Origin of the sequence: Rubrimonas sp., assembly GCF_036788415.1 — a bacterium.
GTDB lineage: Bacteria > Pseudomonadota > Alphaproteobacteria > Rhodobacterales > Rhodobacteraceae > Rubrimonas.
On record NZ_DAIQNN010000038.1, the window covers coordinates 1 to 18259 of the forward strand.

19 protein-coding genes are annotated in these 18259 nt (G+C 72.2%); 5 read left to right on the forward strand and 14 right to left on the reverse strand.

The window, feature by feature from the left end; genetic code table 11:
• Positions 1-227: 227 nt before the first annotated feature.
• From V7Q31_RS10450 to V7Q31_RS10465, 4 genes are all read right to left on the reverse strand, one after another.
• Complete coding sequence (locus V7Q31_RS10450) at positions 228-1253, reverse strand: quinoprotein relay system zinc metallohydrolase 2 (protein WP_333833767.1); 1026 nt, start codon at positions 1251-1253, stop codon at positions 228-230.
• A 16-nt stretch (positions 1254-1269) separates the two neighbouring features.
• Positions 1270-2094: an S-formylglutathione hydrolase gene (gene fghA, locus V7Q31_RS10455; RefSeq protein ID WP_333833769.1), complete on the reverse strand. Its 825-nt coding sequence runs from the start codon at positions 2092-2094 to the stop codon at positions 1270-1272.
• A gap of 82 nt (positions 2095-2176) precedes the next feature.
• Positions 2177-3289 (reverse strand): S-(hydroxymethyl)glutathione dehydrogenase/class III alcohol dehydrogenase, encoded by a 1113-nt coding sequence (locus V7Q31_RS10460; RefSeq protein WP_333833770.1) that lies wholly within the window; start codon positions 3287-3289, stop codon positions 2177-2179.
• Between the two features lie 121 nt (positions 3290-3410).
• On the reverse strand, positions 3411-3614 hold the full coding sequence (locus V7Q31_RS10465; RefSeq protein ID WP_333833771.1) for a hypothetical protein: 204 nt from the start codon (positions 3612-3614) through the stop codon (positions 3411-3413).
• Between the two features lie 141 nt (positions 3615-3755).
• On the opposite strand from V7Q31_RS10465, the gene V7Q31_RS10470 reads away from it, so the two are divergent.
• Positions 3756-4358 carry a hypothetical protein gene (locus tag V7Q31_RS10470; protein ID WP_333833772.1) on the forward strand — a complete coding sequence of 201 codons (603 nt, stop codon included), beginning with the start codon at positions 3756-3758 and terminating at the stop codon, positions 4356-4358.
• A complete protein-coding gene (locus V7Q31_RS10475) occupies positions 4348-4692 on the forward strand; it encodes a hypothetical protein (RefSeq protein WP_333833773.1) in 345 nt (114 codons plus the stop codon). Before V7Q31_RS10470 ends, V7Q31_RS10475 begins: the two co-directional genes overlap by 11 nt.
• A gap of 13 nt (positions 4693-4705) precedes the next feature.
• Here the strand turns inward: V7Q31_RS10475 and V7Q31_RS10480 are convergent, their stop codons facing one another.
• A complete protein-coding gene (locus V7Q31_RS10480; protein WP_333833775.1) occupies positions 4706-5554 on the reverse strand; it encodes a quinoprotein dehydrogenase-associated SoxYZ-like carrier in 849 nt (282 codons plus the stop codon).
• 245 nt (positions 5555-5799) lie between these two features.
• Between V7Q31_RS10480 and pqqA the strand changes: the two genes are divergently transcribed.
• Entirely contained in the window at positions 5800-5895 is a 96-nt protein-coding gene (gene pqqA / locus V7Q31_RS10485; RefSeq protein WP_333833777.1) for a pyrroloquinoline quinone precursor peptide PqqA, read from the forward strand.
• Positions 5896-5975: 80 nt separating this feature from the next.
• Here pqqA and V7Q31_RS10490 read toward each other — a convergent pair whose 3' ends face one another.
• From V7Q31_RS10490 to V7Q31_RS10505, 4 genes are all read right to left on the reverse strand, one after another.
• Positions 5976-6638 carry a hypothetical protein gene (locus tag V7Q31_RS10490; protein ID WP_333833779.1) on the reverse strand — a complete coding sequence of 221 codons (663 nt, stop codon included), beginning with the start codon at positions 6636-6638 and terminating at the stop codon, positions 5976-5978.
• Positions 6639-6732: 94 nt separating this feature from the next.
• Positions 6733-7395, reverse strand: a complete 663-nt coding sequence (locus V7Q31_RS10495; protein ID WP_333833781.1) for a response regulator transcription factor — start codon at positions 7393-7395, stop codon at positions 6733-6735.
• Positions 7392-8990 carry a sensor histidine kinase gene (locus V7Q31_RS10500; protein ID WP_333833783.1) on the reverse strand — a complete coding sequence of 533 codons (1599 nt, stop codon included), beginning with the start codon at positions 8988-8990 and terminating at the stop codon, positions 7392-7394. Before V7Q31_RS10500 ends, V7Q31_RS10495 begins: the two co-directional genes overlap by 4 nt.
• A 26-nt stretch (positions 8991-9016) precedes the next feature.
• Positions 9017-9775: a quinoprotein dehydrogenase-associated SoxYZ-like carrier gene (locus tag V7Q31_RS10505; RefSeq protein ID WP_333833784.1), complete on the reverse strand. Its 759-nt coding sequence runs from the start codon at positions 9773-9775 to the stop codon at positions 9017-9019.
• 172 nt (positions 9776-9947) lie between these two features.
• Between V7Q31_RS10505 and V7Q31_RS10510 the strand changes: the two genes are divergently transcribed.
• Positions 9948-11696, forward strand: a complete 1749-nt coding sequence (locus V7Q31_RS10510) for an NAD(P)H-dependent oxidoreductase subunit E (protein ID WP_333833785.1) — start codon at positions 9948-9950, stop codon at positions 11694-11696.
• Between the two features lie 6 nt (positions 11697-11702).
• On the opposite strand, the gene fdhF is transcribed toward V7Q31_RS10510, so the two are convergent.
• The 5 genes from fdhF to V7Q31_RS10535 all read right to left on the reverse strand — a co-directional run bounded on the left by fdhF (position 11703) and on the right by V7Q31_RS10535 (position 17605).
• Positions 11703-14495 (reverse strand): formate dehydrogenase subunit alpha, encoded by a 2793-nt coding sequence (gene fdhF / locus V7Q31_RS10515; RefSeq protein WP_333833787.1) that lies wholly within the window; start codon positions 14493-14495, stop codon positions 11703-11705.
• A gap of 178 nt (positions 14496-14673) precedes the next feature.
• A complete protein-coding gene (locus V7Q31_RS10520) occupies positions 14674-15795 on the reverse strand; it encodes a hypothetical protein (protein WP_333833790.1) in 1122 nt (373 codons plus the stop codon).
• 352 nt (positions 15796-16147) lie between these two features.
• On the reverse strand, positions 16148-16420 hold the full coding sequence (locus tag V7Q31_RS10525; protein ID WP_333833791.1) for a hypothetical protein: 273 nt from the start codon (positions 16418-16420) through the stop codon (positions 16148-16150).
• Positions 16417-16716 carry a hypothetical protein gene (locus V7Q31_RS10530; protein WP_333833793.1) on the reverse strand — a complete coding sequence of 100 codons (300 nt, stop codon included), beginning with the start codon at positions 16714-16716 and terminating at the stop codon, positions 16417-16419. Before V7Q31_RS10530 ends, V7Q31_RS10525 begins: the two co-directional genes overlap by 4 nt.
• 457 nt (positions 16717-17173) lie before the next feature.
• Positions 17174-17605, reverse strand: a complete 432-nt coding sequence (locus V7Q31_RS10535; protein ID WP_333833795.1) for a hypothetical protein — start codon at positions 17603-17605, stop codon at positions 17174-17176.
• Here V7Q31_RS10535 and V7Q31_RS10540 point away from each other — a divergent pair.
• Complete coding sequence (locus tag V7Q31_RS10540) at positions 17585-18208, forward strand: hypothetical protein (protein ID WP_333833797.1); 624 nt, start codon at positions 17585-17587, stop codon at positions 18206-18208. The two genes, V7Q31_RS10535 and V7Q31_RS10540, sit on opposite strands and share 21 nt — an antisense overlap.
• Positions 18209-18259 lie beyond the last annotated feature (51 nt).

Sequence of the window (18259 nt, forward strand, 5' to 3'; positions counted from 1 at the left end):
TCCTCACCTAAGCGCCCGGTTTAAGGCTTCTTGTCGAGCCATCCGGTGCATTCGTTCGTTCGACGGCCCGATGACCGCCAGGGCGCTTCGATCTGATGCCGGATCGGAGCGGTTCCCGTTTTCGATGCTACGCGGCTTTCCCGTCGCCGCAACCTTTTCTTACAATCCTCTCATGGAAATCCTGTCTCGCGCAGAGAGGGCGCCTGCTCGCCCGGAGCGGCCGCGGGCTACTCCCACTCCATCTCGCGGATCGCCGCCGTGGCGTTGCGCTCTGCGAAGGCCTCGGCGAGCGTCCAGCCGGGCGGGGCCTGCGCCGCGATCGCGCGGACGGCCGAGAGCATCGGCTCGCCGCGCGCCACGGAGGCGCGCGCCGCGGCGCGCAGATCCTCCAGATAGGCGCGCAAGGGGGCCGCCGACTCGGGCCACGGCGCTGCGACCGGGCCGTGACCCGGGACGATCCGGGCGGCGGGGCGCGCGGCCATCGCGTCGAGCGTCGCGATCCAGCCGTTGAGCGCGCCGTCGAGGCTGGGGAAATGCCCCTTGAACACCAGATCGCCGACGAACCACGTATCCGTCGCCAGATCGCGCACGCTCATGTCGTTGTCGGTGTGCGCAGCCGGATGCGCCTCAAGCCGCAGGATGCGCCCGCCGAGGTCGATGTCGCGCGTCGCCGCCACGGTCTCGTCGGGCAAGACGACGGTCGCCGCGCCGAATTGCCCGCCGAGCGCGCGGTCGGCGGCGGCGCGGTAGCTCTCGGCGCGCGCGGCCAGCGCCCGGGGCAAGTTGGCGTGGCCGATCACCGTCGCCCCCTCCTCGACGAAAGCGGCGGCGCCGAGCACATGGTCGGGGTGCATGTGGGTCAGCGCCACCCAGCGGATCGGCAGGTCGGTGCGCGCGCGGATCGCCGCCCGCAACGCCGCGCCATCGGCGAGGGCCCCGCCCGCGTCGATCACCGCGACAGCCCGCTCGCCGATCACGAATCCGGCGTTGGCGACGGCGCCGCCATTCTCCGGGCCGATCTCCGCATGCGCGCCGCGGCGGACGAACACGCCCGGCGCGATCTCGGTGACGGGCATGGCGGGAGATGCGCCGACCTCGACGCAGGGCCAGGCCTGCGCGTCCCAGCCCGGCGGCGGGATCAGCTTCTCGGCGCGGGCGCGGCATTCTTCGTAAGTCGCGCCGCCCTCGCGCCGCTCGGTCGCGCACTGGCCGGAGTCTAGGGCGAGGCAGGTGGTCAGCAGGATCTCCCACATCGCCGCGCCGTCCGGGTCAGAGGCGGTCGGCGTGCCAATTCATATGGTCGCGCATGAACGAGGCGACGAACCAGTAGCTGTGGTTGCAGCCCGCCTGCATCCGGAACGTCGCCGGCTGGCGACGGGTCGCGATGGCGGCGGCCAGCGCCTCGGGCTTGAGCAGGTCGAGGAACTGGTCCTCGGTCCCCTGATCGATCAGCAGGTCGCGCGGCCAGCCCCGGTCGCGCATCAGCATCGTCGCGTCATGGGCGCGCCATGCGTCCTCGTCGGGGCCGAGATAGGCGCCGAGCTGCTTGCGGCCCCAGTCCGACCCCGACGGCAGGCAGATCGGCGCGAAGGCGGAGAGCGAACGGTAGAGGTCGGGGTGGCGCATCGCCAGCGTCAGCGCGCCATGCCCCCCCATCGAATGCCCGGTGATCCCCTGCCGCCCGGACTCGACGGCGAACTCGCGCGTCACCAGCGCCTGAAGCTCGCAGGTCACATAGGAATACATGCGGAATTGCGGGGCCCAGGGCGCTTGGGTCGCATCGACGTAGAAGCCCGCCCCCTGCCCCAGATCGTAGGCCGCGTCGTCGGCCACGCCCTCGCCGCGCGGCGAGGTGTCGGGAAACACCAGCGCGAGGCCGCGCTCGGCCGCCCAGCCCTGCGCGCCCGCCTTGATCATGGCGTTCTCATGCGTGCAGGTCAGGCCGGAGAGATACCACAGCACGGGGACCGGGCCCTGCGCCGCCTGCGGCGGCATGTAGACCGCGAAGGTCATCGGGACGCCGACAGTCTCGGAGTCGTGGCGATAGACGCCCTGCACGCCGCCGAAGCAGCGATCCTCGGACAGGATCTCCATGGTCTCTCTCCAGCTTTCAGAGTCTGCGCCGCCTGACCCGCGCTGGGCGGGGCCGGGTCCGATGGGTCGCGTCGGGCCGGCGTCAGTAGGCGACGACGGCGCGGATCGACTTGCCCTCGTGCATCAGGTCGAAGCCCTCGTTGATGCGCTCGAGCGGCAGGACATGGGTGATCATCGGGTCGATCTCGATCTTGCCGTCCATGTACCAGTCGACGATCTTCGGGACGTCGGTGCGGCCGCGCGCGCCGCCGAACGCGGTGCCCTTCCAGGTCCGCCCCGTCACGAGCTGGAACGGCCGCGTGCTGATCTCGGCCCCCGCCGGCGCCACGCCGATGATCACGGAGGTGCCCCAGCCCTTGTGCGCGCATTCCAGCGCCGAGCGCATCACCTTCACATTGCCCGTGGCGTCGAAGGTGTAGTCCGCCCCGCCCTTGGTGAGATTGACCAGGTAGGGCACTAGGTCGCCCTCCACTTCCGCCGGGTTGACGAAATCGGTCATGCCGAAGCGCTCGGCCATCTCCTTCTTGGACGGGTTGAGGTCGACGCCCACGATCTGGTCGGCGCCCGCCAGCCGAAGGCCCTGGATCACGTTCAGCCCGATGCCGCCGAGGCCGAACACCACGCAGCGCGAGCCGATCTCGACCTTGGCGGTGTAGATGACCGCCCCGATGCCGGTGGTTACGCCGCAGCCGATGTAGCAGACCTTGTCGAAGGGCGCGTCCTCGCGGATTTTCGCCAGCGCGATTTCGGGCAGCACCGTGTAGTTCGAGAAGGTCGAGCAACCCATGTAGTGCAGGATCGGGTCGCCATCGAGCGTCTTGAAGCGCGATGTGCCGTCGGGCATCAGTCCCTTGCCCTGCGTCGTGCGGATCGACTGGCAGAGATTGGTCTTGGGGTGCAGACAGTAGTCGCACTCGCGGCATTCCGGCGTGTAGAGCGGGATTACGTGGTCGCCCTTCTTGAGCGACGTCACGCCGGGCCCGACATCGACGACCACGCCGGCGCCCTCATGGCCGAGGATCGCCGGAAACAGGCCTTCGGGGTCGGCGCCCGAGAGGGTGAATTCGTCGGTGTGGCAGATGCCCGTCGCCTTGATCTCGACCAGAACTTCGCCCTGGCGCGGCCCGTCGAGCTCCACCTCGGTCACGTCCAAGGGCTCCCCGGCCTTCCAGGCGACCGCTGCGCGCGTTCTCATGACGTCTCCCCCTTTGCTTCGGCGCCCCTTGCCGGGCGCGATTGGGGCGGAGCCTATCAGGTTTGAGCAGGGCGCCAAGAAGGCGATGGCGCAGTGGGACGCAACCGGCGCGCCGGGCGCGTCAGGCGAACTCGTCCGCCGCGGTCCGGGCGCAGCGCCATCCCTTGACCTTCCATTTCGGATGCTCGACCTGCCAGCGGGCGATGCGCGGCGGCGAGGAATAGACGCATTGGGCGGCGTCGAGCCCCATCACGTCGAGGCGCAGACGGTGCTCGGCGCAGGTCGCGGGCGCGCCGACGAGGCAGGCGACGACGATCAACTCCATGGTTCCCCCTCTGTCGGCCCCTTGCCGCTCATGCGAATTCAAACATAGGGTGGCGAAACGAACAAACAAAACGAGGGAGGATAGCCGATGCGCCATGCAGGGTCAGCGCCGTTTCGGTCTTTCGCGGTCCTGTGCGCATGCTTGTTCGGAGGGGTTTCGCTTCCGGGCGAGAGCGCCGCGCAGGCCGCGCCCCCGGTCGTCTCCGTCGCGGTTCCCGAGCCGTCGCCCGCCGATCTTCTGTTCGCCACGCCGCATCTGGCCAATCTCGCGGTCGGCGACAGCGTGCGCTACGCCCATATCCGCCGAAGCCCCGAAGGGCTGGGGGTCGGGCCGGACCTGTCCGAGCCGGCGACGCTGGAGAAGCGCGCCGAGCGCGCCTCTACCGTCACGATCGGCGCCGCCTCACATGCGCGCACGTTGGAGTTCGAGCAGCTCTCGGGCAATCCCATGCTGATGGTGTTTCTCGAGAGCGCGCTGCGCAGCGTCGGCGACGCGACCGGCGGGGGCGGCTACTATCTGCGCAACCGGATACGGGAATCGCTGCGCGACCGCATCGCCGCGGAGAACGGCGCGCTGGTCGCCCGCCCCTTCGCCGGTCTGCCCGAGGCCGAGCGGCTCGGCGGCTTCGCCGGGCTGACGCTGACCTTCGTGTTGAGCGACGACGCCCCCGGCATGGTCGAGACGCTGCGCGCCGAAGCGACGGGGGCCGGCTACCTGGAGGAGTTCACGCGCGATGCCCGTTAAACTGGCCCTCGCCGCCGCGCTCGCGGCCCTCGCCGCCGCGCAAACGGCTGCGCAGGATTTGAACGACTACCCGACGGTTGCGCGTGCGGATTACGTCTTCGGCTGCATGGCGGCGAACGGGAACACGCGGCAGGCGCTCGAACACTGCGCCTGCTCGATCGACCACATCGCCTCGGTGCTGCCTTATGACCGCTACGTCTCAGCCGAGACGGTGCTGCGCATGCGCCAGCTCGGGGGCGAGCGGACGGGGGTGTTCCGCAACGCCGCCGAGGCGAAGGAGTCGGTCTCGAATCTTCGGCGCGCGCAGGCCGAGGCCGACATCATCTGCTTCTGAGCGCGCGACCCGGTCAGGTCCCGGAAAGGGGGAAAACCGCCTCGAACACCCCTTTCGACGTGTCCTCGACGCGCACCGCGAAGGCCCCGGCGCCGTTGGGAACATAGCGGAAGCGCAGCGAGGGGTCTTCCGACAGCGAGATGCCGCCCTCGACGCGCAGCACGAGTTCGCCGCCCTGCCGCACCTCGATCTCGTCGACGAACCAGGGCGGAATGGTCAGCAGGCTGACCTGATCCATCTGGAAGCCCGAATGATTGGGGTGGCGGATCATCAGCTGCGCCTCGGAGAGCGCCCCGGCGGCGGTCCCCGCCCCGGCGTAGAAGGCGCGCAGCTTCATCCGCCCGACCGCCGCCACCGCCTCGTCGGCGTTCTTCATCGCCGGCGCCGAACACCCGCCCGACGCCTTCACGAACACCGCCGACTGGTGCAGCGACCCGTCGTCGAGCTCGGCGACGACGCGCACATTGGAATAGGCGTCGATGCGCAGCCGGGTCGCGAGCTCGACCTTCCGGCCGATGCCCGGCCCCACCTCGAACTCGGCCGCCACCGGCGCGGGGTTCTCGTCCACGAGCAGCGTGAAGCGCGACACCACCCGCCCGAGCGGCGGGACGATGTCGATCTCGACCGGAACCGTCGCGGCGTCATGGGCGCGATAGGGCGCGTCGATGACGATCATCTCGCCGCCCGGCGCGATGGCGCGACCTGGAAACAACGCCTCCGCCAGTTCGCCCCAACTCTGGCCCGACTGTTCGGGGCCCGCGCGCGACCCCATGACCGCGGACTGCGCGCGACCCGCCTCCGGCGCTCCGAGCGCGGCGAGGCCGATGGTGAAACCGAGCGCAGCCAGAGCCGCATGAGACATCGCCGATCCTCCCCCCACAGCCTGTGTCGGCTGGCGCGTCATGCGCGCTCTGGTTTCATGATACCGCAAAATACCGAAAAATGCGGCGCGAAGCGACGACCGCCTCCCATCGCGCCGCTCTCATGAAATGAGGGTTTCAGAGAGGTCCGCGCCGTTTCGCTTGACTGGCGCGCGAACTCGGCGAAGCCTGTCGCGGCGCGCCGCACATCCGCGCCGCGAACAGGCCGGAAACATGGGAGGGCGCTATGGCGTGGACTGCTCCGATCATTGAAGAAGTCTCCTGCGGCATGGAAATCAACATGTATTTCCCAGCCGAAGAAGAGAGCGGCGATCTGTTCTGACGCCGGGTTCGCCAACGCGACGCTGACGCTCAACCGCGCGGACTGCGGATCCGCGCGCTTTCGTCGGGCCGTAGGCGGCCTCAGGGGCAGGTCACGCCGATCCGCGCGATCCGCCCTTCGATGCCGCCGAAGGCGAGCTCGCAGCCGTTCGACAGCGTGACCGGCCCGGAATGCGCCCCAACCTTGCGCGGGCCCGAGCCGACCACCACGAGCCACGCCTCCTCCGTCTCCTCGCTGTAGCGCGAGAGAAACACCGGCACGCCGCCGACCGAGCCCGTCTGCCCGACCGTCAGCGCGAGGTCGCGCGCCTCCGAGCCGGGCTCGGCAGCGGCGGCGTCCTGCGGAGGCGGCGCCTCCGCCACAGGGGGCTCCGGCGCGGCGGCGACCGTCTCGGCCGCCATCGCCTCGATCCGGCCGGTCAGCGCCTCGACCTCCGCACGCAGCGCCGCGACCTCGGCCGCGCCCGCATCGCGAGCCTCGGCGAGCGCCGCCTCCATCGCGGCGAGCTGTTGCGTCGCGGCCGCGGCGGCGGTGTCGGCGGCGCCCTGCGCAGAGGCCGTCGCGGCGGCGATCTGCTCTCCGACGGCGGCCTCGACGGCTGCGATCCGCGCAGTCGCCTCGCGTTGGACCTTCCTCGCCGCCCCGTCGCCGCCCGAGAACACGGCGCCGGCGATAAGACCGACGAACAGCGCGGCCGCCACAGGCATGAGCGACGGCGACTTCGCGGCGGTTTCTGTGGACATGTTCCTCACCTCTCCATTTTCTGCAGCTTGTTGTCGCGGGGTTTCGCCCCTTTGCGGAATGGACAATATCACGGCGGATCGCCTGCGCATCCCTTCATGGCGCGAGCATGAAGCCGACGCCGCGAACCGTCTCGATCCGCGCCGGCGCGCCGACCTCGGCGAGCTTGCGGCGCAGATAGCCGATATAGACATCCACCGCGTTCTCCGAGACCTCGCCGGGCGCGCCCCACGCCTCGGAGATCAGCGCCGCGCGGCTCGTCGGCTCGCCGGCGCGCTCGCGCAGCAGCCGCATCAGCTTCCATTCGCGCGGGGTGAGGCGCACGCGGCGCGCGCCCCAGATCATGGACCGCGAGCCTTCATGCAGCGTCAGCTCCGCCGCAGGGGCGACGCCGCGCCGGCGCAGGGCGGCGAGGCGGGCGAGAAGCTCGTCGAACTCGAAGGGCTTGGCGAGATAGTCGTCGGCGCCGGCGTCGAAGCCCTCCAGCTTGTCTTCGAGCGCGTCGCGCGCGGTGAGCATCAGCACCGGGGCGGCCACGCCGAACCGGCGCAGCGCCCGGCAAAGGCCGACGCCGTCGCCGTCGGGGAGCATCCGGTCGAGCACGACGATGTCGGGGACCGCGTCGCGCGCCGCCGCGACGGCGCTGCGCAGGTCGCGGCTCCATGCGACCGCGTAGCCCTCGGCGGCGAGCCCGCGTTCGAGCATCCGGCCGATGCCGGTGTCGTCCTCGACGAGCAGCAGGCGGGGCGGGGCCGTCACGACGCGACCGCAAGCGCGGCGGGCGTCTGCGCCGCCGGTGGGGGCGGCAGGCGCAGCGTCACGATCGCGCCGCCTTCAGGCCGGTTCGCCGCCTGCGCCGCGCCGCCATGCTGCGCCGCGATCCAGCGCACCACGGCGAGCCCGAGCCCGACGCCCCCCGAACGCCGCCCCGCCGCCCCTTGGACGTAGGGCTCGAAGAGCGCGTCGGCCTCGCCCGCCCCGAAGCCGGGGCCGTCGTCGGCGACCGACAGGCTCGGACCGTCCGGCCCGTTCGCCACGGCGACCCGGACCGTCCCGCCCGGCGGCGAGAGCTTGACCGCGTTGTCGATCAGCGCGAGCGCGGCCTGCCGCAGCGCCTCCGCGTCGCCCTGCGCGGGCGCCGCCTCGGGCGCGTCGAAGTCGAGCGACACCTCGGCGGCGGCGGCGTAGGCGCGCGCGGCCTGCGCGGCGGCGCGCCCAGCCTCGGACAGGTCGCAAGGGCCCAGCGTCAGCGACAGCCCGCCGTCCTCCGAGCGCGCGAGCCTGAGCAGGTCGTCGAGCCGGCGCCGCAGATACCCCCCTGACGCCGCGATCCGCCCGAGCGCCTCGCGCGCGCCCTCCTCGCCGGCGCCGCCGCGCAGCGCGACCTGGGCCTCGCCGAGCAGGACGGTGACGGGCGTGCGCAGCTCGTGGCTCACCGTGGCGAAGAAGCGGCGGCGCTGGCCGTCGATGCGGCGCAACTCGGCGTTGGCGGCCTCCAGCGCGGCGGTGCGCGCGGCGACCTCGGCTTCGAGCCGGGCCTGTTCGCCGTCGATCGTCTCGGCCATGGCGTCGAAGCGCGCGCCGAGCAGCGCGAACTCGCCGGGCAGCCGCGCCGGCGCGCGGGCGTCGCGCGCGCCGGCGCCGAAGGCTTCGGCCGCTTCGGCGAGGCCCTCGATCGGGCGCAGCAGGCTGCGGTAGAAGGCGCGCCCGAACAGCGCCGCCGCGGCGAGCCCGGCCAGCGCCATCGCCAGCGCGGCGGCGCCCAGCCGCTCGCGCAATGCCTCGAGCCGCGCCAGCGCGGCGGCGGCGGCGGCGCGTTCGCGCTCGACCGCCTCCGCGATCACGGCGCGGAAGCTGCGGTCGCGCTCGCTCGCGATCAGCGACAGGAACTCCAGCGCCGAGCGCGCCGGATCGGCGCCGTCGGCGCGCGCGCGGTCGAGCATCGCCTCGGTCTCGATCCGCTCGAACAGATTGGCCAGCGCCGTCGCCTGAACGAGGCGCGCGCGTCCCGCCTCGCGCCCCGCCGCGTCGCGCGCCGCGAGATCGGCCTCCACGGCGCGCCGGAACACCAGCAGCGCGCCGCGCAGCGCCGCCGCCTCGCGCGATTCGGCAGGCCCGAGCGCGCCGTCGAGCCGCCGCTCAGTCTCGCGCAGAAGATAGCGGTTGAAGGCGGCCTCGACGGCGCGGGCGCGTTCCAGTTGGGCGAAGGCGGTCTCGGCGGCGGCGGCCTCGCGCATCGCCGCATTCGCGCCCCAGATCGCGAGCGCGGCGAACAGCGCCACCGCGCAGATCAGCGCTGCGAGCGCGACCCGCAGGCGCCCGACGATCGAAAGGCCGGCGGTCCGATCGGTCATGAGGCGGGCTGGCGCCGCGACGGCGCTCAACCCTCGCCGAGCGCGAAGCGCCGCTCGAACGCGGCGCCGTCGGTGTCGGTCATGCGCACGCGCAACGTGTTCGCCCCCAGCGGCGTGTCGAAGCCGAATTCGGGGTTCTCGCTCAGCGAGATCGAGCCGGTCACGGTGAACAGCGGCGCCTCGTCCGCCCCGACTTCCAGCGTTCGGACATGGCGCGCAGGCGTGTAGAGCAGCGTGATCTGGTCCATCTGCATCCCCGAATAGCTGGGATGGCTGACCGAAAGCCGCAGCCGGCCGGGCGCGTCGGCGATCAGGGTCATGTCGCCGAGCGTCGCCATCGCAGCGACGGCGTCGACGCCGGGCGGCGCCGCGCAGGCGCCGAGGCCCGAGCTTTTGACCAGCGTCTCGGCCATGAACAGCGCGCCATCCGCGCTCTCGACCACGGCGCGGACCGGCGAGGGACCGTTGAGGCGCATGGTGAAGGCGAAGGAAGCGGCGCGGCGCGGCTCGGCCAGATCGATCACCGCCGAGACGGGGGCCGGGTTGTCGTCGATCAGCAAAGAGATGCGCCGGATCGCGGCCCCCTGCGGAAGCTGCGCCGCGACGCTGATCGGCACGGCGCGGTCGTCGGCGGCGCGCGCCGGGGCGTCGAGCGTCACCGCGCCGGACGCGGCCTCGATCGCGCGGTCCGCGAAAAGTTCGTCGCGCAGCCAGGGCCAGGCCGGCTCTGCGGCGGCGAGATGCGGCGTCGCCGCGAGACAAAGCCCGACCAGAACTCCGCGCATGCGCGTCTCCCCCGATTTGTCGTGTTCTCGTCGGATGCTGGCACGAAAGACCGCGCGCGCCAACTCCGCCGTCGCGCGAGGGTCCCGGGTCGAAACCCGAATTCGGCGGGCTGGCGGGGCGGCGCAAATCGGCGCAAGCTCGCGCGGCCGCGGCGGCGGAACATGGCCGACCATGGCGAAAGACCGGGGCCGCGCAATCGGGCGGCGAGCGGCGACATCAGGGAGGAGGCGCTCGGTGAGCGATGCGAAAGGCGTCTGGAAATCCGGGCGCGGCAAGGGGCGCAGCGCGCCGAAGGGGCGGCAACTCGACGATGCGGCGCTCGGCGAGGTGCGGGCGCTGCTCGGCGACGCGCCGCGGCGGCGCGACCTGCTGATCGAGCATCTCCACCGCATCCAGGACGCGCACGGACATCTGTCGGCGGCGCATCTGCGGGCGCTCGCCGAGGAGATGCGGCTCGCCCAGGCGGAGATCTATGAAGTCGCGACCTTCTACCACCATTTCGACGTGGTGAGGGACGGCGAGGCGCCGCCGCCGCCGCTGACCATCCGCGTCTGCGACTCGCTCTCCTGCGCACTGGCCGGCGCGGACGCGCTCGCCGATGCGCTGCGGGCGGGGCTCGACCCGGCGGCGGTTCGGGTGCTGCGGGCGCCCTGCATGGGCCGCTGCGATGCGGCCCCGGTCGCGGCGGTCGGGCGAAACCACCTCGCCCCGGCTTCCCCCGAGACGGTGACGGAGGCGGTGCGCAAGGGTGCCGTTGAGCCGGCCCTGCCGGAGTACGAGGGGCTCGACGCCTATCGCGCGGGCGGCGGCTACGCGACGCTCACGGCGCTGCGCGCCGGCGAACGCACGCCCGACGAAGTGCAGGAGAGCGTGCTGCGCGCCGGGCTGCGCGGCTTCGGCGGCGCGGGCTTCCCATCGGGCCGGAAGTGGAGCTTCGTGCGGGCGGAGCCGGCGCCGCGCCGTCTCGCCGTCAATGGCGACGAAGGCGAGCCGGGCACGTTCAAGGACCGCTGGTTGCTGGAAAGCCGTCCTCATCTGGTTCTGGAGGGCGCGCTGATCGCCGCCTGGGCCGTCGAGGCGGAGCGCTGCTACGTCTATATGCGCGACGAATACCCTGCGGTGCTGGAGATCCTCCGGCGCGAGATCGCCGCGCTGGAAGCGGCGGGCGTCGCGCCGCCCGGCCATGTCGAACTGCGGCGCGGCGCGGGCGCCTATATCTGCGGCGAGGAATCCGCGATGATCGAGTCGATCGAGGGCAAGCGCGGGCTGCCGCGCCACCGCCCGCCCTATGTGGCGCAGCAGGGCGTCTTCGGGCGGCCGACCCTCGTGCACAATGTCGAAACGCTCTGGTGGGTGGCGCGTATCTGCCGCGAGGGGCCGGAGGTGCTGAACGCCCATGAGCGCAACGGGCGGCGGGGCTTGCGGGCCTATTCGGTCTCGGGACGAGTGAAGGCGCCGGGGGTTCACGTGCTGCCGGCGGGCTCGACGATCCGCGACGTGATCGCCGCCGCCGGGGGCATGGCGGAGGGGCATGTCTTCAATGCCTATCAGCCAGGCGGCCCCTCCTCGGGCATCCTCCCGGCGAGCCTCGCCGACGTGCCGCTCGATTTCGACATGCTTCAGCCGCATGGGAGCTTCATCGGCTCGGCGGCGGTGGTGGTGCTGTCGGACAGGGACAGCGTGCGGGGGGCCGCGCTGAACATGCTGCGGTTCTTCGCGCATGAAAGCTGCGGACAGTGCACGCCCTGCCGGGTGGGTTGCGCCAAGGCCGTGCAGTTGATGGAGGCGGAGCGCTGGGACGCGGAGCTGCTTTCGGAGCTCGCGGCGACGATGGAGGACGCCTCGATCTGCGGGCTCGGACAGGCGGCGCCGAACCCGATCCGTCTGGCGATGCGGCACTTCCCGGAGGAAGTGCTCTAGGCCGGGCTATTCCGCGGCGGTCGGCTGCGCCGCGGGCTCGGCGCGGACGGCGGCGAACTTGAACTCAGGTATCTTGCCGTCCGGGTCGAGTTCGGGGTTGGTCAGCACGTTCGCCGCGGCCTCGACGAAGGCGAAGGGCAGGAAGACGGCGTCTTCCGCGACGGCGCGGTCGGCGCGGGCGGCGAGGGTTATGGCGCCCCGGCGCGTGGTCAGCCGGATCAGCTCGCCGGGCGCGACGCCGAGCCGGCGCAGGGTGCGCGGGTTGAGCGAACAGGTCGCCTCGGGCTCGAGCGCGTCGAGCACGCTCGCCCGACGGGTCATCGAGCCGGTGTGCCAGTGTTCGAGTTGGCGGCCGGTGATCAGGATGAAGGGATACTCCGCGTCGGGCGTCTCGGCGGGGGGCGTGACGGCGGCGGGCGTGAAGCGGGCGCGGCCGCCTGCGCGCGGGAAGCCGTCGCCGAAGACGACCGGCTGGCCGGGATCGTCGTCGGCGAGCGAGGGATAGGTGACGGCCCCTTCCCGCTCCAGCCTCTCCCAGGTGATGTGGTCGAGCGACGGCATCGCCTGCTTCATCTCGGCGAAGACCTCGGAGGGATGGGCGTAGCGCCAATGAAGGCCGAGGCGGCGGGCGAGATCGACGGTGATCGCCCAGTCGGGGCGCGCCGCGCCGGGCGGCTCGACGGCTTTGCGGCCCATCTGGACCTGCCGGTTGGTGTTGGTGACCGTGCCGGTCTTCTCCGGCCATGCGGCGGCGGGCAGGATCACGTCGGCGAAGCAGGCGGTCTCGGTCAGGAACACGTCCTGCACCACGAGGTGTTCGAGCGTCGCGATGGCCTCGCGGGCATGCTCGACATCGGGGTCGGACATGGCGGGGTTCTCGCCGAGGATGTACATGCCGCGGATCTCGCCCCGCGCCATGGCGTCGACGATCTCGACCACGGTCAGGCCGGGCTCCGGCGCGATCTCGACGCCGCCCCACAGCGTGCGGAACAGCTCGCGCACCGCCTCCGCGCCGACGGGCTGGTAGTCGGGCATCACCATCGGGATCAGGCCGGCGTCCGAGGCGCCCTGCACGTTGTTCTGGCCGCGCAGGGGGTGCAAGCCGGTCCCGGGCCGCCCGACATGGCCGCAAAGAAGCGCCAGCGAGATCAGGCAGCGGGAATTGTCGGAGCCGTGGATGTGCTGCGAAACCCCCATCCCCCAGAAGATCATGCCGGCGCGCGCGCCCGCGAAGGTGCGGGCCACGTCGCGCAGCACGGCCGCGGAGACGCCGCAGATCTCGGCCATCTTCTCGGGCGGGAAGCCCGCGATGTGTTCGCGGAACGCGGCGAAGCCCTCGGTGAAGCCGTCGATGTACTGGCGGTCGTAGAGGTCCTCCTCGACGATCGCATGCATGATGGCGTTGAGCAGGGCGACGTCGGTCCCCGGGCGGAACTGGAGCATGTGGCTCGCATGGCGCCCAAGGCCGACGCCGCGCGGGTCCATCACGATCAGCTTGCCGCCGCGCTTGGCGAATTGCTTGAAAAAGGTGGCGGCGACCGGGTGGTTCTCGATCGGGTTGGCGCCGATCACGATGGCGGCGTCGGCGTTCTCGATCTCGTTGAACGTGGCGGTGACGGCGGCGGAGCCGATGTTCTCGACCAGCGCCGCGACGGAACTCGCATGGCAGAGCCGGGTGCAGTGGTCGACATTGTTGTGGCCGAAGGCCTGCCGGATCAGCTTCTGGAAGAGATAGGCTTCCTCGTTCGAGCATTTCGCCGAGCCGAAGCCCGCGACCGCGCCGCCGCCATGGCTGGCGCGCAGGCTCAGGAAACCCTGAGCGGCGCGGTCGAGCGCCTCGTCCCATGTCGCTTCGCGGAAATGGGTCCAAGGGTTGGCCGGGTCGACGTTCAGCCCCTTGGCGGGGGCGTCCTCACGGCGGATCAGCGGCGTCGTCAGGCGGTGGGGATGGGCGACATAGTCGAAGCCGAAACGGCCCTTGACGCAGAGGCGGTTCTGGTTGGCGGGGCCCGGCGCGCCGTCGACCCAGGCGATCCGCCCGTCGCGGAGGTTGTAGTCGAGCTGGCAGCCGACGCCGCAATAGGGGCAGACCGAACGCACGACGCCGTCGCGCGCGCCGGCGTCGCCGCGCTGGGCGTCGTCGTCCATGATCGAGGCGGGCATGAGCGCGCCGGTGGGGCAGGCCTGAACGCATTCGCCGCAGGCGACGCAGGTCGAGTCGCCCATCGGGTCGTCGAAGTCGAACACGATCTTCTCGTCCAGCGAGCGCCCGGCCATGCCGATCACGTCGTTGACCTGCACTTCGCGGCATGCGCGGACGCAGAGGTTGCAGTGGATGCAGGCGTCGAGGTTGACCCGCATCGCGACGTGGCTCGCGTCGAGCAGCGGAACGGAGGCGGGCGCGCGGGCGGGAAAGCGGCTCGACGCCACGCCCTGCGCCTGCGCCATCGCCCAGAAATGGCTCGAGCGGTCGCGGGCCGCCTCGCGCGGCGGCTGATCGGCCAGCAGAAGCTCGATCACCATGGCGCGGGCCTTTTTCGCGCGCTCCGAGGCCGACCGGACGACCATGCCCTCCGTGGGCGTGCGGATGCAGGAGGCCGCCAGCGCGCGTTCGCCGTCGATCTCGACCATGCAGGCGCGGCAGTTGCCGTCGGGGCGGTAGCCGGGCGCCGGGCGGTGGCAGAGATGCGGAATGTCGACGCCCGCGCGCTTCGCCGCCCGCCAGATCGTCTCACCGGGATCGGCGGAGACGTCGCGGCCGTCGAGAACGAAGCGGACCTGCGGGGCGGTTTCGGTCATCGGGCGAACTCCTTCGGACCCAGCGCCTGCGCGCGCGAAGAGTGTAGGGCCGAGGGACGGAACAGTTAAAGAGGCGATCGCCCGGCCCTGCGCGCCTCGTCCGGCGTCGCCGCGAAGGCGCATCGCGTCGCGGCCCGACCCCGGGCGCCGCAGAAGGGGCGGGCGACGCCGCGCGGCGTCATCGCGACGCCGCCCACATCCTGAAGCGCCCCTGCCCGGTGATCTCTCTGGCGAGGCCCCGCTCGGCGAGCAGGGCGAGGTTGCGCTGCGCGGCCGAAACCGAGACCCCGGCCGCGTCGGCGGCGTCCTGCGCCGAGACGGCGACGCGGGCGGCCAGCAGCGCGACCAGCCGGCGCGGCGTGCGTCCGGAGAGACCGGCGATCCCGGCTTCGGCGCGCGCCCGCCACAATTGCATCCTTTCGAGAACGACCAGCGCCTCGGCGCATCCGGCGGCGATGTCGGCGTAGAAGCCGCGCAAGCGCTCGACCGGCCGCTCGCCGCCCTGGGTCCGCCGCCGCGCGAGGGGCGCGAAGGGCGCCCCTCCCCTGCCCGCCCGACCGGCGATCTTCATCGCCGCCACCGCCGGCTCGACGACCGCCGTCGCCTCGGACAGCCGCGACAGCCGCCAGAAGCGCTCGGCGACGCAGGCCTGCGTGAACCGATGCGCCTCCCGCAGGCCGCGGACCTCCGCCGCCCAGCCCTCCGCCGCCGCGAGCCACGCCTCGCCCCGGACGCGCGCGAACGCCTCCCAGGGATCTCCGAGATCGTCGCGGTCCCCGCCAATATCGCCGCCGCCGTGCGGCGTGCGTCCCTCGAACCGCGCCAGCGCCGCCGGCGAGGCGAGCGTCCAGCGCCCGCGCGCGAGCCGTCGGGCGGCCCAGGCGGCGCGCGCCATGCCCGCATCTTCCTCCGCCGCCCGCCCGATTCGCGCGGCGGCCCAGAGCGTCAGCCGCTCGACCTCGACGGGGGCCCCCTCAGCCCAGACCAGCGCGGCGGCCTGTTCGAGCGCGAGACGCTCCACGCCGGCGCGGGCGTCGGCCGGCTCCCAGGCGCGCAGCCGCTCGTCGAGACGCGCGAAGGCCTCGGCCGCCGCCGCGAGCGGCCGGGCGAGCGCGGCCTCCGCTTCGCGCCAGACATCGGGCGACGGTTGCGCCGAGCGGGGGATCGGATCGACGGGCGAGACGTCGGGGTCGATCAGCCGAAACGGATCGAGCGCGTCCTCCTCGTCCTCCGAGGCCCAGATCGAGGCCGGCGCTCCGGCGTCGTCCTCATCGTCCTCTGCGGCGCGGCGACCGGTCATGGCGCGCTCCCGCCGGGAACCCCGCCCGCGCGGCGGGGGCCGCCGCGGCGCGACGGAGGCGAGGCGCGAGCCGTCAGCCATCCGATCCGGCGCGCGACGTCGCGCCTCCCCGGCTTCGCGGCGCGGTCGCCGGTGGAGATCCGGCGCCTCGCCGCATGTGGCTCGATCTCTCTCATGCCTCACGATAACATCGCCCGTCCCGCCGCCGACAGAGCATCCGCGCGCGCGCCGCCCATGCGCGGTTCGGGCGGCGCAAGCGCCCGGGAGAGGCGCCGTCGAAGCCGACCCGGGCGGATCGATCACCAGTGTCTCCCTCTCGAGAACAACGATCCCCACCTCGGACCTGCTTCTGTCAGGTCGATCTCAGCGCGGTGGCGCCGATCAGCAGACGGGCGACCCCGAATGCGGCCTCGCTGTGCCGCGCGGTCTGAACGGGCGCTCCGAGGACCCTTTCGCGGATCAGCGTCGAGGTCCCGTTGGCGGCGCCGCCCCCTGCGGTGAAGAGCGCGACAGGCGATCCGCCGCCGCGCTCGGCGATGGCCGAGCAGCAGCGCGCCTCGATCCGGGCCATGCTCACCAGAACGCCATGCAGGAAGGCGACGTCGTCCGCCGGTCGCGGCGTCAAACGCGGCGCGAGGTCGGGATCGTCGATCGGGAAGCGCTCGCCCGACCGCGGAAGCGGGTAGTCGTCGAGCGGCGATGCACGCTCGGCCCGATGCGCGCCGACAGCGCCTTGAGCGCGTCCAGCGTGGAGAGTTGCGGCGACGCGCCGCCGCCGGTGTCAGAGGCACCGCCATTCAGCCGGAAATCGCCGACCCGGTGCGCGTAGAGGCCGATCTCGGGATCGTCGATCCGATTTCGGCCGAGGATCTCGGCCGCCAGGGTCGTGCCGAGCGACGTCGTCGCCGCGCCCTCGCGCATCGGCGCGCAGGCGAGAAGCGCCGCGACGCTGTCCGTCGCGCCGGAATGGACCATCGCGTCCGGCGACAGGCCGATGGCGCGGGCGAGGCCGCGGTCGACGGGATGAAGCGGGGCGCCGATCGGCCTGACCTGCGGCGGCAGATCCCCACGCAGGCCCGTCTCGTCGAACCAGCCCGGCCAGTCCGCGCCGGCGGGATTGAAGCCGGTCTTCAGCGCGCTTCCATGGTCCGAGCCCCCCCCCGCGCCCCGTGAGCTTCGCCGCGATCAAATCCGCCTGATGCATCAGGAACCGCGCGCGCGCCTGCCCCCCCTCTCCCCCCTGCGCAGGCGCTCCAGCGCCGCGACCGCGCCTGGGATGGGCGGGCCGCCGTCGTGCGGCACGCCCCACTGGTCCAGGAAGATCGCGTCGAAGCGCTCCGCGACGCAGTCCAACCTGTCGAGGCAGGCGACCACGCCCTCACGCCGGGTCGGTCGTCGGCGGCGTCAGCGCGGCCAGATAGACTTCGACGTCCTCGGGCTTCATCGCCGCGGCCGCCCTGCCGACCGCGGCGGCGGGCATGTCGCCGAAATAGAACTGGACGCCGGGGATGACATGCCGGCGCTTGCGCAGCTTCATCCCCTCGTAGGGGAAGACGTCGGAGCGCGCGTTGGCGATCCTGTCGTGGCAGGGCGGGATGACGTCGGCGCGCTTGTCGAGCTCCTCGACCGATCTCCAGCCGGCGACCGAGTCGACGAAGCGCGCCGGCGCCCGGTAGCGCCAACCCTCGGCGGGGTTCGGCTCCATGTCGCGTTCCTGGAAGATGGCGTCGTCCGCCACGACGATGTCGCCCATCGTCGTGGCGACGGTCGCGGCGATGTGCCCGACGGAATGTCCGGGCGTGTGGTGCATCGTGATTCCGGGCAGCACTTCGCACTAATCGTCCACGGCCTCGAAGAGGCAAACAGCATAGTCCGGCTCCATGCCAAGATACCCGCTCCCACAAGTTCGGAGATACAACGGGAGGGGATTGAACGCCATTTCGATCTCGGCCCTCGGGGCGATGCATCTCACATTGCGGAACTGCTTCATGTTCCGGACATGATCCAGCGCAGAGGCCCGCGCCGCACGGGCCGCGGCGAAAGTCGAGCGGGAGGCCGGCTGATCATGGCGATCCCGGCCTACGACCGCCAGAGCCCGGCCTTCTACGCGCTTCTGGCGGTTCTGCTCTTCATGTCCGTCGGTCCGATCGCGCAGATGTTCGTCAACTCGTTCAAACTCGATGTCGACATCATTTCGGGCGCAACCGGTCTGCTGTTCCCGCAGGGCGGGCCGCCGATGGAAGCCGAGATCATCGAGGAGAAGGCCCAGATCGCCTTCGTCCGCGTTGCGCTTCTCGCCGCGCATGGCAAGACGGTTGCGGACCTGCCGCGTTACGGGACGGCGGCCGCGGCGCGCGCCGGCGCCTGCGGCGAGCGCCGTCGCAAATCGTTGACGAGACGGTCGCCACGCTGACGCGAAGCCCAGCCAATTCTCGCCCGTTAACCAACACGGGAGACGAATCGG

What these genes read in the sequence shown, in the direction of transcription:
- V7Q31_RS10450 (WP_333833767.1), bottom strand. Translation starts at nt 1,253, where the DNA reads ATGTGGGAGATCCTGCTGACCACCTGCCTCGCCCTAGACTCCGGCCAG.
- fghA (WP_333833769.1), bottom strand. Translation starts at nt 2,094, where the DNA reads ATGGAGATCCTGTCCGAGGATCGCTGCTTCGGCGGCGTGCAGGGCGTC.
- V7Q31_RS10460 (WP_333833770.1), bottom strand. Translation starts at nt 3,289, where the DNA reads ATGAGAACGCGCGCAGCGGTCGCCTGGAAGGCCGGGGAGCCCTTGGAC.
- V7Q31_RS10465 (WP_333833771.1), bottom strand. Translation starts at nt 3,614, where the DNA reads ATGGAGTTGATCGTCGTCGCCTGCCTCGTCGGCGCGCCCGCGACCTGC.
- V7Q31_RS10475 (WP_333833773.1), top strand. Translation starts at nt 4,348, where the DNA reads ATGCCCGTTAAACTGGCCCTCGCCGCCGCGCTCGCGGCCCTCGCCGCC.
- V7Q31_RS10480 (WP_333833775.1), bottom strand. Translation starts at nt 5,554, where the DNA reads ATGTCTCATGCGGCTCTGGCTGCGCTCGGTTTCACCATCGGCCTCGCC.
- pqqA (WP_333833777.1), top strand. Translation starts at nt 5,800, where the DNA reads ATGGCGTGGACTGCTCCGATCATTGAAGAAGTCTCCTGCGGCATGGAA.
- V7Q31_RS10490 (WP_333833779.1), bottom strand. Translation starts at nt 6,638, where the DNA reads ATGTCCACAGAAACCGCCGCGAAGTCGCCGTCGCTCATGCCTGTGGCG.
- V7Q31_RS10500 (WP_333833783.1), bottom strand. Translation starts at nt 8,990, where the DNA reads ATGACCGATCGGACCGCCGGCCTTTCGATCGTCGGGCGCCTGCGGGTC.
- V7Q31_RS10505 (WP_333833784.1), bottom strand. Translation starts at nt 9,775, where the DNA reads ATGCGCGGAGTTCTGGTCGGGCTTTGTCTCGCGGCGACGCCGCATCTC.
- V7Q31_RS10510 (WP_333833785.1), top strand. Translation starts at nt 9,948, where the DNA reads ATGGCGAAAGACCGGGGCCGCGCAATCGGGCGGCGAGCGGCGACATCA.
- fdhF (WP_333833787.1), bottom strand. Translation starts at nt 14,495, where the DNA reads ATGACCGAAACCGCCCCGCAGGTCCGCTTCGTTCTCGACGGCCGCGAC.
- V7Q31_RS10520 (WP_333833790.1), bottom strand. Translation starts at nt 15,795, where the DNA reads ATGACCGGTCGCCGCGCCGCAGAGGACGATGAGGACGACGCCGGAGCG.
- V7Q31_RS10530 (WP_333833793.1), bottom strand. Translation starts at nt 16,716, where the DNA reads ATGCGCGAGGGCGCGGCGACGACGTCGCTCGGCACGACCCTGGCGGCC.
- V7Q31_RS10540 (WP_333833797.1), top strand. Translation starts at nt 17,585, where the DNA reads ATGTCCGGGCGTGTGGTGCATCGTGATTCCGGGCAGCACTTCGCACTA.
- V7Q31_RS10535 (WP_333833795.1), bottom strand. Translation starts at nt 17,605, where the DNA reads ATGCACCACACGCCCGGACATTCCGTCGGGCACATCGCCGCGACCGTC.